Source organism: Bradyrhizobium murdochi, from assembly GCF_000472965.1.
GTDB classification, from domain to species: domain Bacteria; phylum Pseudomonadota; class Alphaproteobacteria; order Rhizobiales; family Xanthobacteraceae; genus Bradyrhizobium; species Bradyrhizobium murdochi.
On record NZ_AXAU01000033.1, the window covers coordinates 17,991 to 32,968 of the forward strand.

The window sequence follows — 14,978 nt, forward strand, 5'->3', positions numbered from 1 at the left end:
CCTCCTGCTTTAAGAAAGCGTTCATCGTCTTTTGCCGGGGGTCTGCAAAAGAAACACCGTGAACGCTCGTCGACTGGGTGGGCTCATACGTGCTGGCTGGTTTCGCGCGCCAATTCAATCCGCTTGCTCTGCCAAAGGCCGGATGTCGGATCGGCTTGACGTCGCTTTTGCTGCTGGCCGGCGCGGGCACTGTGCATGATGCGACGGCGCTGAACGAAACCCGCACCCTCTCCTTCCACCATACACATTCCGGCGAAGATCTCACCGTCACCTTCAAGCGCGACGGGCGCTACGACGAAGAGGCGCTGAAGAAGCTCAATCATTTCCTTCGTGACTGGCGCAGCCAGGACTCTACCACGATGGATCGGCACCTGTTCGATATCATCTGGGAAGTTTACCGAGACGTCGACGGCAAGAAGCCGATCCAGGTCATCTCCGCCTATCGCTCCCCCGCCACCAACTCCATGCTCCGCCGCCGCTCCTCCGGCGTGGCGCGTTTCAGCCAGCACATGCTTGGCCACGCCATGGACTTTTACATCCCGGACGTGCCGCTGGAGCAGATCCGCGCCGCCGGTCTCCGCTTGCAGCGCGGCGGCGTCGGCTTCTACCCGACCTCCGGATCGCCTTTCGTCCACCTCGATACCGGCAGCGTTCGTCACTGGCCGCGCATGACCCACGATCAGCTTGCCAGGGTATTCCCGGACGGACGCACAGTGCACCTGCCGTCCAATGGCGGTCCGATGAAGGGCTATGAACTGGCCCGCGCCGACATCGAACGCCGCGGCAATGGCGACAGTGCCGCAACCATCAAGATGCCGAACCTGTTCGCAGCCCTGTTCAGGGGCGGCAAGTCGACTGAAGAGGATGACGAGGCCGTCAGCGCCCCCGTCAAGAACGAGAAGCCTGCACCGACCAGTGTGGCTGCTGTGAAATCCGCCGAACCGGTCCCGACCCCGCGCGCAAAGCCGGTTGGTGCGACGATCCAGCTCGCCTCGGCCGACGCCCAGATCGTGTCGGCGCCCAAAGCTCGAGCCGAGCCCAAGCCTGAGACGAACAAGCCTGAGACGAAACAGGTTGCGCAGGCGTCCGCCGACAAGGCCGAGCCGAGGCCGCAAACGCCGGCCGATATCATCAATTCCCGCGGCTTCTGGGACGACGTACCGACCGCGGCGAACCAGGCAACCCCGGCGCAGGTTGCGGCCCTCCGCGCCCGCCAGGCGCTCGCCGCCGCCACCGATCCGCAACCGACCGCCACCGTCAGCGACGCGTTCAACAAGGCAATGGCCTATGCGCCGGCCGCTTCTTCGCCGCTCGATCGCTCCAACATCGTCGCCGCCTCCGCAGCTATCCCACGCCCTGCCCGCCCGACACGCAACGCCGGCGCCGCTGCGACCGAAATCAACACCGTTGTCGCCAAAGGCACCCAGGGTCAGGACAACGTGGTCGCCACCTCGACTCGCCTTGCCGCTGCCCAGGGCAACAATATCTGGATGCGGGTGGTGATGCTGGCGCCGAGTGCCAGCAGCGCAATGTCGACGACCGTGCTCGGCGACACCGAGATGACCCAGATGCGCGCCCACTTCGTCAAGCCGCAGGCCGCGGTCTCCATGACTTTCTCGGAAGATCCGATGATGGGCATGACCTGCGATCGCTTCACCGGATCGGCAACCGTGCAACTGCCGACGCAGTCGTTCGTGCTGCGCACCGCCGCGCTGCGCTAAGCGCTCCCTATCCGCAAATTCCGTCGTCCTCGCGAACGCGAGGACCCATAACCGCAAACGTTGCCTTAGAGCCGGCTGCGGCCCCAGCTTTGCGCAACATTACCATTTGTGATTATGGGTCCCGGCTCACTTCGTTCGCTTGGCCAGGACGACGGAAACCTCACAGCATTCCGAGCGCCTGCATGTAGGTTTCCAAAATGGTTTCCTGCTCGGCGCGCTCGTTGGCATCCTGCTTGCGCATCCGCACGATGGTGCGCAGCGCCTTGGTGTCGAAACCGTTGCCCTTGGCTTCGGCATAGACGTCACGGATGTCGTCGGAGATCGTCTTCTTTTCTTCTTCCAGACGCTCGATGCGCTCGATGATGGCCTTGAGCTGGTCTTTGGCGAATCTTGTCGCGGGCTCGTCCTGGACGGCTGCGGCGGCGGAGGTGGCCATCGGGTACTCCTGAGTGGAACTGATGGTGATGCTCGAAGATCAAGCGCCGCACGCGTTACCGCACGGCGCTTTTTCGCAAATGACCCTCAAGATCGGGGGGCCTCGCGTCAAGGCAGCATCGCGCTCATCCACAGCGCGCCCACAGGAGATGAGGGCACGCGACTGCCGCGTCATGGCCGGGCTGACTCGGCCATCCACGTCTTCCTTGCAAAGAATCGTAGCCCGGATGAGCGCAGCGACATCCGGGACTGCGGCAGCCATGATTCCCGGATATCGCTGCGCTCATCCGGGCTACGATGCAACGCGTGTACGCTCAATGCCCGGGATGAACCTTCTTCATCGCGGCTAGCTGCTCGGGCGTGGCGGTGCCCTGATATTTCGCCTTCCACTCCTCATAGGGCATGCCGTAGACCGCCTCGCGGCTCTCGTCCTTGCTGACGGCAACCCCCTTGGCGTCGGCCTCTTCCTTCATCCAGTTGGACAGGCAGTTACGGCAGAAACCGGCCAGATTCATCAGATCGATGTTCTGGACGTCGGTGCGGGCACGCAGGTGGCCGACCAGACGCCGGAAAACGGCGGCTTCCAGTTCTGTTCTGGTTTTGTCGTCGATCGTCATCGTCTTGCATCCCGCGTCACTTGTGCCAAGCATATTGATATCAGGTGGGAATTGTCACAGATTTTGCCATATCTGCGCGCAAAATTGGCAATCTCACAAGGAGCCCCGGTTTCCCATAGCGCGGGAAAGGCGTTCCCCTGCCGTTGACAGGCCCCGCCGGGTCACGCGAAATCGTCAATGATTTGATATAGCTTCGCTGCATGATCGGAAAAGATTCGCGCTGCTTGTCTCCCCTCCCCGCTCGCGTGACCGCCGCCGGCCTTGCGCCGCTGCTTGCACTGGCGGCGGCGTGTCTGTGGAGCAGTCCAGCGGCGGCCGATTTCCGGCTTTGCAACAACACGTCCAGCCGGGTCGGCATCGCGCTGGGCTACAAGGATGCCGAGGGCTGGACTACTGAAGGCTGGTGGAACGTGTCGTCACGCAGTTGCGAGACACTGCTGCGCGGAACTCTTGTTGCGCGCTACTATTACATCTACGCGCTCGACTACGACCGCGGCGGCGAATGGTCGGGGCAGGCCTTCATGTGTTCGCGTGATAAGGAATTCACCATCAAGGGTACCGAGAACTGCCTGGCGCGTGGCTATGACCGCACCGGGTTCTTCGAGGTCGATACAGGCGAACAGCGAGCGTGGACCGTGCAATTGACAGAAGCCAACGAGCAGCCAGCGCAGCGCGTGCCGGGAATTCCAGGAACAATGGGACCGGGGGGCCCCGGCGGAGTTCCCGGCCTGCCCAATCCGCCGGGCGGACCGGGTCTGCCGCCAGCCCCGGCGCCCAAGCAATGAGACGGCTCCGTCGCATCAAGATTCTCGCAACCCTCGGCCCGGCATCGTCCGACAGCGCGATGATCCGGAAGCTGTTCGAGGCCGGTGCGGACGTGTTCCGCATCAACATGAGCCACACGCCGCACGACAAGATGCGCGAGCTGGTCAATACCATCCGCAATGTCGAGAGCAGCTACGGCCGTCCGATCGGCATCCTGGTCGACCTGCAGGGACCGAAGCTGCGGCTCGGCGCGTTCACCGAAGGTTCGACCCAGTTGAAGAACGGCCAGAGCTTTGTGCTCGATTCCGACAAAGCGCCGGGAGACAACAACCGCGTGCAGTTGCCGCATCCGGAAATCCTCGCAGCACTTCGGCCGGGCCACGCGCTGCTGCTCGACGACGGCAAGGTGCGGCTGATCGCCGAGGAAACTTCGTCCGAACGCGCGGTGACGCGCGTGGTGATCGGCGGCAAGATGTCGGACCGCAAGGGCGTCAGCCTGCCCGATACGGACCTGCCGGTGTCGGCAATGACGCCGAAGGATCGGGCCGATCTCGAAGCAGCCCTGGTGACCGGTGTCGACTGGATCGCGCTCTCCTTCGTGCAGCGCGCTGAGGACGTCCATGAAGCCAAGCGGATGATCCGCGGCCGCGCCGCTGTCATGGCCAAGATCGAAAAGCCGCAGGCGATCGACCGGCTCGCCGAGATCATCGATGCTTCCGACGCGCTGATGGTGGCGCGCGGCGATCTCGGCGTCGAGCTGCCGCTGGAGCGGGTGCCGAGCCTGCAGAAACAGATGACGCGGATGGCGCGTCGCGCCGGCAAGCCGGTGGTGATCGCAACCCAGATGCTGGAATCGATGATCCAGGCGCCGGTGCCGACGCGCGCCGAAGTCTCCGACGTCGCGACCGCGGTTTATGAAGGTGCCGACGCCATCATGCTGTCAGCGGAGTCCGCTGCCGGCAAATTCCCGGTCGAAGCGGTTTCGACCATGAATCGCATCGGCGAAGAGGTGGAGCGCGATCCGACCTATCGCTCGGTGCTGTCGGCACAGCGGGCCGAACCGGAGAATACGGTCGGCGACGCCATCGCGGACGCCGCGCGGCAGATCGCCGAGACGCTGGAATTATCCGCGATCATCTGCTGGACCTCATCGGGCTCCACGGCGATCCGCGTGGCCCGCGAGCGGCCAAAGCTGCCGGTGGTGGCGATCACGCCGAACCTTGAAACCGGCCGCAAATTGTCGGTCGTCTGGGGCGTGCATTGCGTGGTGGCGGAAGATGCGCACGACCAGGACGACATGGTCGACCGCGCCGGCTCGATCGCGTTTCGTGACGGCTTCGCCAACGCAGGCCAGCGCGTGATCATCGTCGCCGGCGTGCCGCTTCGCATCCCCGGCACCACCAACATGGTGCGCATCGCCACTGTCGGTGGGGAAGGCAAGCCCGATAAGTGACGCGGCCGTTGCAGTCCTTCCGGGGCGCGCGCACGCGCGAACCCGAAAATCCAGAGCCTGTGGCGCGAGACATTCTCAGGTGCGCAATTGCGCACCATAGTTCGCCGCTTCGCGCCGCCCCGGAATGACGGAGAACTACTGCAGCTTCGCGTCCAGCGTGATCTTCGTGTTCAGAAGTTTCGAGATCGGGCAGCCGTCCTTGGCCTTACCCGCCAGCTCCTGAAATTTCGTGTCCTCAGCGCCCGGAATCTTCGCATTCAGGGTCAGATGAATCGAGGTGACGGCGAAACCATCGCCCTGTTTTTCCAGCGTCACGTCGGCCTTGGTTTCCATGTGCTCGGCGGTGAGCTTGGCTTCACCTAGAATCAGCGACAGCGCCATGGTGAAGCACGCGGCGTGCGCCGCGCCGATCAGCTCTTCTGGATTGGAGCCGGCTTTGCCCTCGAAGCGGCTCGAAAAGCCGTAAGGATAATCTTTCAGCGCGCCGCTCTTGGTCGAGATCGCGCCCTTGCCGTCCTTAATGCCGCCCTGCCATTTGGCGGACCCTGATGTTGTGCTCATCGCATGCTCCTGATCACAGGTTGGACCGTCGATAAGCCGCGGCGTGGCAAATGGTTGCGACACAAATGGTTGCGACAAAGGGCGCGTCGCAAGGGCGGGAAGTTCCTAGGCCCCGACCAGCGCCTTGGCCGGCAACACTGCCTGCACCACGAGGCCACGGGCGCGGGCGTCCATCACGCCAACGGCGCGGAGCGCCAAGAGCGTGACCGTCTGCACGGCGTCGCGCAGCTTCGCGGGGTCATCCAGATTCTCGGGCGCCAGCGGGCCAACCAGCGATTCATGCAGCGCACCGAGCAGCGCGGTGGCAGCAAGCGCGGTATCCTGCGCCGGCAGATGGCCGGCACGCACCGCAGCTTCAATTCTGGCAGCGATCTCGCCAGAGATTTCGCGGCGGCTGGCAAGCCGCGACACCGAGACGTCGACATCGACAGGTTCGGCCAGAATGCCCCAGGCGAGCTTGCGCTGCGACAGCACATGCACGGCAACCGTGGTGACGGCGGCGGCGAGCGCCGAGGACGGTCCCGGCGCCGCATCCGCCGCGCGGCGGATCGCGGCCAGTTCATCCCGCGAGACCTCGGCGATCAGTTCGGAAATCAGTTCGGCCTTGGAGGGGAAGTAACGATAGACCGTGCCGGCCGCGACATTGGCGCGGACCGCAACCGGGGCGATCTGCACCGCCGCCATGCCGCCTTCGGCCGCAGCATCCCGCGCCGCCGCCAGGATGGCGCTACGCCGCGCCGCCAGCCGCTTTACGACCTGATGGGTTCGCCGATAGACCATGGCGCGTTTTCCGTCCCCGGCGCGCCCTCGAGCCCCGCGGAGCCTGCCAGAACGCGCACACCTTCAATGTCTTGAGCGATAAGGCTATCGCTTTGAAGAAGTGAACAACTATTCACGGCGGATGACAAGACGGTTTTGCAACGCGGATCGGAAGAGTGTTTGCCGACGTTACCTCGGGCCGTTCACGCGCCTGCCGCAGCCAATGCCGGCGCCGTCTCGCGCCGCCACCAGGGACCGGCGCGGCGCAGGAGCAGACCGCCGACGATCAGCGTGGCGCCGAGTCCCGTCGGAATGCCGGTGAACATATAGCACACGATGAGAGCGACGATGGCGCCCAGCGCCGGAAGCTCGTAGGGGCGAAAGCCGCTCTGCAATCCAACGCGGACCAGGAAGGCGATCGGGATCGCCAGCACCATCATGTCGTACATGAAGAGATAGGGCGTGGTCAGCAGCGTACCGGCGGCAAGCGCTGCCGCCTTCAAGGTGTAGGGCACGCGGCTTCGCCATATCAGCGCCAGCACCACGGCAACGGAGGCGGTGAGAACCCACTGGAATGCCCAGCCGAGCGGCTCGCTGCCGCCGAAGTAACGCACCAGCGAGAAGATGCTCTGCAGCTTCCACCATGTGGCTTTGCCCTCGGTCAGGAAAGCTTGCGAGAATCTCGGCATCCAGTGGAAGAACGCCAGCCAGCTCTCGATACCGAAGGCAAGCCATGAGGCAAAGGCCAGCACGATCGCCGTGACGGCGGCGCTGATGAAGACCCGCCATTGGCCGGCCGCGATCAACGCGATTGGAAACAGCAGCCCATATTGCGGCTTGTAGGTCAATAGCCCGAGGCAGATGCCTGCGAGCACCGGCCGTACCGGGATCAGATAGAGCGTGCCGCCGATCAGCGCCGCGGTGAGGAAGCCGTTCTGTCCGACCAGCGCATTGATGAACGCCATCGGAATGGCAAGCGCGAGCAGATAGCCGAAGGGGTGGCCGACGATCGCACGTATTGCGACGAGGAAGGGCAGGAAGCTGACCACGACCCAGCCGATAAAGGCTAACTGATAAGGAAGCCGCGCCAGCAACGATGCGACGAACAGAAACGGCGGCGGATAGTGCCAGGCAAAATAGCCGACAAAATCCTTACCCAGCTTGGCGACCTCGATCTGCTTCTGGATGTCCCAGTCATAGGCCTGCGCCGGAACGCCATCGAGCACCAGACGGCCGGCGGCCCAGACGTTGATGAAATCAGTCGGAATACCGAGGCCGTTGGTATCGTACACCCACCAGTGCGAGAAATACGCCGCTCCGCAAAGGCTCACATTTGCAACCGCCAGTAACAGGCAGACCCTGACGAGCCATTCGGGAATTGGAGCTTGGTCGCAGTTTGGTTTGGGGGTGGAAAGAGAGGCGGTCATGCGCGGTCCTTGCCTGGGCGCGCCCTGTCCGCACGCGCACACCCTCAAGCATTAGGCCGGACTGAATTGAGGAAATCTTAAGTTTTCGGGCGCTAGCAGCGGGATTTTACGTCGTCCCTGCGAACGCAGGGACCCATAACCACCGGTGCTGTTTTCAAGGACGTCCACCCAAGTGCCTCATTGAGAATCACGCGGTATGGGTCCCCGCGTGCGCGGGGACGACGAGCGGAGAGAGCATCCGCGTCCCCTACTCCCAGCTCAATGCGCCGCCGTTCTGGTACTCGATCACGCGCGTCTCGAAGAAATTCTTCTCCTTCTTCAGGTCCATCGCTTCCGACATCCAGGGAAACGGATTCTCGGTCTCGTCGAACACCCGTTGCAGCCCGAGCTGCGCGCAGCGGCGATTGGCGATGAAGTGCATGTAGCTCTCGCACAGCGCCGCATTCAGCCCGAGAAATCCGCGCGGCATGGTGTCTCGCCCGTAGGCCGCTTCCAGCTCGGCCGCCTCGCGCACCATGGCGCGGACTTCGTCCTGGAACGCGTTGGTCCATAGATGCGGGTTTTCGATCTTGATCTGGTTGATGACATCGATGCCGAAATTCAGGTGAATGGACTCATCGCGCAGGATGTACTGGTACTGCTCGGCGATGCCGACCATCTTGTTGCGGCGGCCGAGCGAGAGGATCTGCGCGAAGCCCGTATAGAATCACATGCCTTCGAATATGACGTAGAAGGCGACGAGATCGCGCAGGAACGCCTGGTCGGCTTGCGGCGTGCCGGTCCTGAAATCCGGATCGTCGAGATGCTGCGTGTGCTTGAGCGCCCAGGCTGCTTTGTCGGTAATCGATGGCACCTCGCGATACATGTTGAACAGCTCGCCCTCGTCCAGCCCCAGGCTTTCGACGATGTATTGAAAGGTGTGGGCGTCTCGTCCGGCGAGAACAGCGTCCATTCGCCGTCGGCCTCGACGCGCTGCATGAAGAGGTCCGGCACCCAGCTTGCGGTGTTCATGTCATGAGTGCGGCGGCGGTCGTCACCGGTGTTCTTGCGCAGGTCCAAAAATTCCTCGATGTCGATGTGCCAGGTTTCGAGATAGGCGCAGACCGCGCCTTTGCGCTTGCCGCCCTGGTTGACGGCGATCGCGGTGTCATTGGCCACCTTTAGAAACGGCACCACACCCTGGCTTTCGCCATTGGTGCCCTTGATGTGCGCGCCGAGCCCACGCACGCGGGTCCAGTCGTTGCCGAGCTCGCTGCGCATCAAGGCAAGCTCGACCTGGTCCTGCACGTCCTCGATATGAAAGGTACGGCCCTCGCTCATCCGGCGCGACAGCGCGCCGACGACGTCCGAGGTCAGTTGCTCGACAATTTCATGCACGCGGCGAGATGCCGCCGCGCCATGCCCCTCGACCGCGAGAAACGCTTTGGTCATCGCGACCGAAATCTTGCTCGCGTCGAATTTCGAAACCGTGCCGTTGCGGCGAATCACCTGCATCGGCGGCTGCGCTTCCGAAGCGGCAAGCGATTCGGGGCGCAGTCGGATGAATGGAGCGACGTTGGCTTCGCGATCGAGAGAGAGTGACATCAAGAGACCCCGTGATGGTGTTGGGGCCGGATGTCTGAGAAGACGCTACAGCTTTAGCCTACGCGAAAACGCGGGCATGAACCTGCAAGCGCCGCCGGGACACCCCGCCCGTGGACGTTTTTTCGGTGTCGCGGCAGGTCTCCTGGCTCGCAGGTCGCTGTTGTCCCCGTGTCTTCCCGATGCGATGCCGCATCAGTGACGTCAGATTCGGAAACAACTCACTGCTTACAGTTGCGGGGGCAGCGCCGGATTTTCGCGGCTTTCGCGCGATACACCGGCTTCCCTCTTAGCCACCATGTGTTGGGCCATGGCGGACCGTGACGGCTATATCTCGTGTTATTCGGGTGCGGCTGTCAATGGGCGAGCGGGCCATGCGCAAGAATTTCGGCGACGGAACCCTTCGGCTGTGAACAACAGTGATAACGCGCCGGCGAATGTCGTCGAGTTGACGCGCCTGCCGCGTTGCCGATAAGTGGACCCGTCGTGGTTCTTCGGCAGACGTTCTTCCGAAGCTAAGAGGGAAGCCGGTGCGGCCGAAAAGCCAAAGCCGGAGCTGCCCCCGCAACTGTAAGCGGCGAGCCGCTGTCCAACAAAGTCACTGAGACCTCACGAGGTTTCGGGAAGGCCGGACAGCAGCATTGACCCGCGAGCCAGGAGACCTGCCTCGACAACATACACGTCCTCGGGCGGGGTGTCCCGGTGGTGCGGTTGCGATTTTCCGCGCGCGCTCTGCCGTTCGCGAAAATCCAGACGTGTCACTTCGGCCTTTGCCCCCAACTTTTGGGGTTAAGCCAATGTCTTCTTCCACCATCTCCACTTCTTCACTTCCCGTTGCTTCCCTCGGCACGCCGCGCATCGGTCCGCGCCGCGAGTTGAAATTCGCGCTGGAGAGTTTCTGGTCCGGCGCAACCGACGAGAAGGCGCTGATAGAAACCGGCGTCGGGCTTCGCGCCGCCAACTGGGCGCGCCAGAAAAAGCTCGGCGTCACGGTGATTCCGTCGAACGATTTCTCGTTCTACGACCAGATGCTCGACACATCCGTCATGGTCGGCGCAATCCCTGAAATCTATCGCTGGAACGGCGGGCCGGTCTCGCTTGCGACTTACTTCGCGATGGCCCGCGGCGCGCAAGGCAAGCCGCATGAGACGAGTTGCGGCCATGCCGGTCACGGGCATGACGATGCGCATGGCGTGCCGGCGCTGGAAATGACAAAATGGTTCGACACCAACTACCACTACATGGTGCCCGAGCTGGCGAAGGATCAGCAGTTCAACCTCGCCTCGCGCAAGCCGATCAAGGAATACGAGGAAGCCAAGGCGCTGGGCTATCAAACCCGCCCCGTGCTGGTCGGCCCCGTCACGTTTCTCAAACTCGCCAAGAGCAAGGATGCCGGTTTCAATCCGCTGTCCCTGCTTGATCGCTTGCTGCCGGTTTACATCGAGGTGCTGCGCGAACTTGTTTACCGGGGCGCGGAATGGGTACAGATCGACGAGCCGTGTCTCGTGCTCGACCTCGATATCGTCGCCCAGCAGGCGCTGCACTACGCCTATGCGGAGATCGCGAGCGCAGTGCCGCAGCTCAAGATCATGCTCACGGCCTATTTTGGCGGGCTCGGCGCCAACCGCGACACCGCGCTATCCCTGCCCGTCGCCGGCCTGCATCTCGACCTCGTGCGCGCGCCGGAGCAGATCGACGAGCTTGCAGGCTTCCCTGGTGACCGCGTGCTGTCGCTCGGAATCATCGATGGCCGTAACATCTGGCGTGCGGATTTGAGCCGGCTTCTCGACCGGCTCGAGCCCGTGATCGCCAAACTCGGCAGGCATCGTGTGCAGATCGCGCCCTCCTGTTCGCTACTGCATGTCCCGATCGATCTGGCGCTGGAGACTGGGCTCGATCCCGAAATCAAGAGCTGGCTCGCGTTTTCGATACAGAAGCTCGAGGAGCTGACCGCGCTCGGAACAGCGCTGGCCAGTGGCCGCGCAGCGGTCGAGGCCACGCTGAAAGCCTCGGACCAGGCGGCGACCTCCCGCAAGGCCTCGCCGCGCATTCACAATGCGAAGGTAGCGGCACGCGTTGCCGGCATCAATGAACCGATGCGCTTCCGCTCCAGCATCTTTGCAGAACGCGCCACCGTTCAGCGCAAGCGCTTCAACCTGCCGGCGTTCCCGACCACGACCATCGGCTCGTTCCCGCAAACCGCCGACGTCAGGAATGCCCGCTCCGCTCACGCCAAGGGCGCCCTCACGGACGAAGCCTATAAGCTCTATCTGCAGAACCAAACCGCCCGCACCGTGCGCTGGCAGGAAAATATCGGACTCGACGTGCTCGTGCATGGCGAGTTCGAGCGCAACGACATGGTGCAGTATTTCGGCGAACAGCTCGCAGGCTTCGCTTTCACCGCGCACGGCTGGGTGCAATCCTACGGATCGCGCTACGTTCGCCCGCCTGTGCTATTCGGCGATGTCTCCCGGCCGAAGCCGATGACCGTCGAATGGTGGCAATATGCCCAGTCGCTGACGAAGAAGCCGATGAAGGCGATGCTCACCGGCCCCGTCACCATCCTGAACTGGTCGTTTGTCCGCGACGACATTCCGCGCAGCGAAGCCTGCCGGCAGATCGCGCTCGCGATCCGCGACGAGGTTACCGATCTCGAAGCCGCCGGCGCCGGCATGATCCAGATCGACGAGGCCGCGCTGCGGGAGGGCCTGCCGCTGCGCAAGTCCGAATGGAAGGTCTATCTCGACTGGGCCGTCGACGCCTTCCGCCTCTGTTCGTCCGGCGTGCGCGACGAAACGCAGATCCACACCCACATGTGCTACTCGGAGTTCAACGACATTATCGGCGCGATCGGCGCGATGGACGCCGACGTGATCTCGATCGAAACCTCGCGTTCGAAGATGGAGTTGCTCGATGCGTTCAGGGATTACCGCTATCCGAACGAAATCGGCCCCGGCGTCTACGACATCCATTCGCCGCGGGTGCCCGAGATCGGCGAGATGACCGGCCTGCTCAAGCTGGCGCGAGAGCGGCTCTCCGACACCCAGATTTGGATCAATCCGGATTGCGGATTGAAGACCCGCAAATGGGAGGAGGTCCGACCCGCGCTCGCCAACATGGTCGCCGCGGCCCGCGAGTTGCGCGCCACCGTGTAGCGCGAAATTGCTGCCGCGTAGGGTGGGCAAAGGCGCGCTTCGCGCCGTGCCCACCATTTCTCCGGGATCTTCGATGTGATGGTGGGCACGCTTCCGCCTTCGCTCATTGAGCTACGGCGGACAAGTCGCTTTGCCCACACTACAGCTTTATGATCACCGCGGCAGATCGAAGGAGACCGCAATGCGCTTCTGGATTCAATGCACGAGGTTCGAGACGGGGCAGCCCATCCATATCAACATCGCGCTCGTCGGCAGCATGTCGCGCGACGGCGAGCGCACCGTGCTGGCTTTTGTCGGCGGCGATGGGCAGACCATCGAGGTGACGGAGACGCCGGAACACATTCTGGCTGTACACCTCGGGGCACCAGCCGCGGCGCCTTAGCACAAAAAAACGCGGCGTCACCGCCGCGTTTTCGTTGTTCAGAACCGACCGCCGCTTACGCCTGGGGCTGCGGCTCCAGACCCGGGTCGGGATCGGGACGCGGGCGCGGCTTGCCGGCGGGCGGCACGGCGGAAGCGCGCGGCGTGCTCGGCTCCAAGACCGACTCGCGGTTGGGCTTCTTGCCCTTCAAGAGGTCGATGATCTCCTCGCCCGTGAGGGTCTCGAATTCGAGCAGGCCCTTGGCCAGCATCTCGAGGTCATCGCGCTTCTCGGTGAGAATTCGCGTCGCCTCGTTGTAGCCTTCCTCAACCAGCCGCTTGATCTCCTTGTCGATCTTCTGGACGGTGGCTTCGGATGCGTTCTGTGTGCGCGACACCGACATGCCCAAAAACACCTCGTCCTGGTTTTCGCCATAGGACACGGTGCCGAGCTCTTCCGACAGGCCCCAGCGCGTCACCATCATACGTGCCAGCCGCGTCGCCTGCTCGATGTCGGAGGCCGCGCCCGAGGTGACTTTCTCGCGGCCGAAGACCAGCTCTTCGGCAACACGGCCGCCCATCATAATGGCGAGGCGCGAAGTCATCTGCTCCAGCGACATCGACAGCTTGTCGCGTTCGGGCAACTGCATCACCATGCCGAGCGCGCGGCCGCGCGGGATGATCGTGGCCTTGTGGATCGGATCGGTCGCGACGACGTTGAGGCCGACGATGGCATGGCCGCCCTCGTGATAGGCCGTCAAGAGCTTCTCTTCCTCGGTCATGACGAGCGACTTGCGCTCGGCGCCCATCATCACCTTGTCTTTGGCTTCCTCGAATTCGGCCTGCGTCACCATGCGCTTGTTGCGGCGGGCAGCCGTCAGCGCGGCCTCGTTGACGAGGTTCATCAGGTCGGCGCCGGAGAAGCCCGGGGTGCCGCGCGCGATGGTCTTGAGGTTGATATCGGGCGCCAGCGGCACCTTGCGAACGTGAACCTTCAGTATCTGCTCGCGGCCGACGACATCCGGGTTCGGCACCACCACCTGGCGGTCGAAACGGCCGGGACGCAGCAGCGCGGGATCCAGCACGTCGGGCCGGTTGGTCGCGGCGATCAGGATCACGCCTTCATTGGCTTCAAAACCGTCCATCTCGACCAGCAACTGGTTGAGCGTCTGTTCGCGCTCGTCATTGCCGCCGCCGAGGCCCGCGCCGCGATGACGGCCGACCGCGTCGATTTCGTCGATGAAGATGATGCAGGGCGCGTTCTTCTTGGCCTGCTCGAACATATCGCGGACGCGACTTGCGCCGACGCCGACGAACATTTCGACGAAGTCAGAACCCGAGATCGTGAAGAACGGCACGTTGGCTTCGCCCGCGACCGCGCGCGCAATCAGCGTCTTGCCGGTGCCGGGAGGGCCGACCAGCAGCACGCCGCGCGGAATCCGTCCGCCGAGGCGCTGGAATTTTCCGGGATCGCGCAGGAACTCAACGATCTCCTGCAGGTCCTGCTTGGCTTCATCGACACCCGCGACGTCTTCGAAAGTGACGCGGCCATGGGCCTCCGTCAGCATCTTGGCGCGCGACTTGCCAAAGCCCATCGCCTTGCCGGCGCCGCCCTGCATCTGGCGCGACAGGAAGATCCACACGCCGATCAGCGCGATGAAGGGCAGCCAGGAAACCAGCAGCGACACGAACCACGGCACGTTATCGCCGGGCGGCTTGGCGGTGATCGAAACCTTGCCGTCATAGAGACGCTTCACCAGCGTCGGATCGTTCGGTGCATAGGTCTGGAACGAGGATCCGTTGGTAAAGGTGCCGTGGATTTCCGGCCCCTGGATCACGACATCGCGCACGCGGTTCTGATCGACCTCGCTCAACAACTGCGAAAAGGTGATGTCCTGCGAGGACGTGCGCTGACCCGGGTTCTGGAAAAGCGTGAACAATGCCAACAGCAGCAAGACAATGATGACCCAGAGGGCGAAGTTGCGCAGATTGGCGTTCATTGATCTTCCTTCGTGGTCGCGCGGATCGCGGCCCTATGTCCTTGGTAGTAACCCTAGAATATTCCTTGGGTAGTGAGGCGAGAATCCCCGGTCCACTGCACCCAATCTAGGTGGCGCCCGGGTCAATGCCAAGGGAACCACACG

The 14,978-nt window shown here is 63.3% G+C and carries 11 protein-coding genes, 2 pseudogenes and 2 riboswitches; of the genes and pseudogenes, 5 read left to right on the forward strand and 8 right to left on the reverse strand.

All coding sequences use genetic code 11. From position 1 onward, the window contains the following. Positions 1–77 precede the first annotated feature (77 nt). Positions 78–1,721 carry a peptidoglycan L,D-endopeptidase MepK gene (gene mepK, locus YUO_RS0134695; protein ID WP_028351316.1) on the forward strand — a complete coding sequence of 548 codons (1,644 nt, stop codon included), beginning with the start codon at positions 78–80 and terminating at the stop codon, positions 1,719–1,721. A gap of 160 nt (positions 1,722–1,881) precedes the next feature. Here mepK and YUO_RS0134700 read toward each other — a convergent pair whose 3' ends face one another. Beyond that, positions 1,882–2,157 (reverse strand): DUF2312 domain-containing protein, encoded by a 276-nt coding sequence (locus YUO_RS0134700; RefSeq protein WP_028351317.1) that lies wholly within the window; start codon positions 2,155–2,157, stop codon positions 1,882–1,884. A gap of 313 nt (positions 2,158–2,470) precedes the next feature. Beyond that, complete coding sequence (locus YUO_RS0134705) at positions 2,471–2,773, reverse strand: DUF1244 domain-containing protein (RefSeq protein ID WP_028351318.1); 303 nt, start codon at positions 2,771–2,773, stop codon at positions 2,471–2,473. Positions 2,774–2,973: 200 nt separating this feature from the next. Between YUO_RS0134705 and YUO_RS0134710 the strand changes: the two genes are divergently transcribed. Then, on the forward strand, positions 2,974–3,558 hold the full coding sequence (locus YUO_RS0134710) for a DUF1036 domain-containing protein (protein WP_028351319.1): 585 nt from the start codon (positions 2,974–2,976) through the stop codon (positions 3,556–3,558). Beyond that, positions 3,555–4,991: a pyruvate kinase gene (gene pyk, locus YUO_RS0134715; RefSeq protein WP_028351320.1), complete on the forward strand. Its 1,437-nt coding sequence runs from the start codon at positions 3,555–3,557 to the stop codon at positions 4,989–4,991. Before YUO_RS0134710 ends, pyk begins: the two co-directional genes overlap by 4 nt. Positions 4,992–5,126: 135 nt before the next feature. Here pyk and YUO_RS0134720 read toward each other — a convergent pair whose 3' ends face one another. The 5 genes and pseudogenes from YUO_RS0134720 to YUO_RS45570 all read right to left on the reverse strand — a co-directional run. Further along, positions 5,127–5,552, reverse strand: a complete 426-nt coding sequence (locus YUO_RS0134720; RefSeq protein ID WP_028351321.1) for an OsmC family protein — start codon at positions 5,550–5,552, stop codon at positions 5,127–5,129. Between the two features lie 105 nt (positions 5,553–5,657). Beyond that, a complete protein-coding gene (locus YUO_RS0134725; RefSeq protein WP_028351322.1) occupies positions 5,658–6,332 on the reverse strand; it encodes a TetR/AcrR family transcriptional regulator in 675 nt (224 codons plus the stop codon). Between the two features lie 182 nt (positions 6,333–6,514). Further along, positions 6,515–7,738, reverse strand: a complete 1,224-nt coding sequence (locus YUO_RS0134730) for a glycosyltransferase family 87 protein (protein ID WP_028351323.1) — start codon at positions 7,736–7,738, stop codon at positions 6,515–6,517. A gap of 247 nt (positions 7,739–7,985) precedes the next feature. Continuing rightward, a pseudogene (locus YUO_RS42730) lies at positions 7,986–8,660 on the reverse strand (ribonucleotide-diphosphate reductase subunit beta); the annotation flags it as partial. Beyond that, positions 8,660–9,322: pseudogene (locus YUO_RS45570) on the reverse strand (ATP cone domain-containing protein); the annotation flags it as partial. The pseudogenes YUO_RS42730 and YUO_RS45570, both read right to left, overlap by 1 nt. A gap of 115 nt (positions 9,323–9,437) precedes the next feature. Beyond that, positions 9,438–9,657, reverse strand: a riboswitch (cobalamin riboswitch). Positions 9,658–9,789: 132 nt separating this feature from the next. Beyond that, positions 9,790–10,003: riboswitch (cobalamin riboswitch) on the forward strand. A gap of 113 nt (positions 10,004–10,116) precedes the next feature. On the opposite strand from YUO_RS45570, the gene metE reads away from it, so the two are divergent. Then, complete coding sequence (gene metE, locus YUO_RS0134755; protein ID WP_035728278.1) at positions 10,117–12,474, forward strand: 5-methyltetrahydropteroyltriglutamate--homocysteine S-methyltransferase; 2,358 nt, start codon at positions 10,117–10,119, stop codon at positions 12,472–12,474. A 181-nt stretch (positions 12,475–12,655) separates the two neighbouring features. Then, positions 12,656–12,856, forward strand: a complete 201-nt coding sequence (locus YUO_RS0134760; protein ID WP_028351328.1) for a hypothetical protein — start codon at positions 12,656–12,658, stop codon at positions 12,854–12,856. Positions 12,857–12,911: 55 nt separating this feature from the next. Here YUO_RS0134760 and ftsH read toward each other — a convergent pair whose 3' ends face one another. Next, entirely contained in the window at positions 12,912–14,834 is a 1,923-nt protein-coding gene (gene ftsH, locus YUO_RS0134765; protein WP_028351329.1) for an ATP-dependent zinc metalloprotease FtsH, read from the reverse strand. Positions 14,835–14,978: the final 144 nt, after the last annotated feature.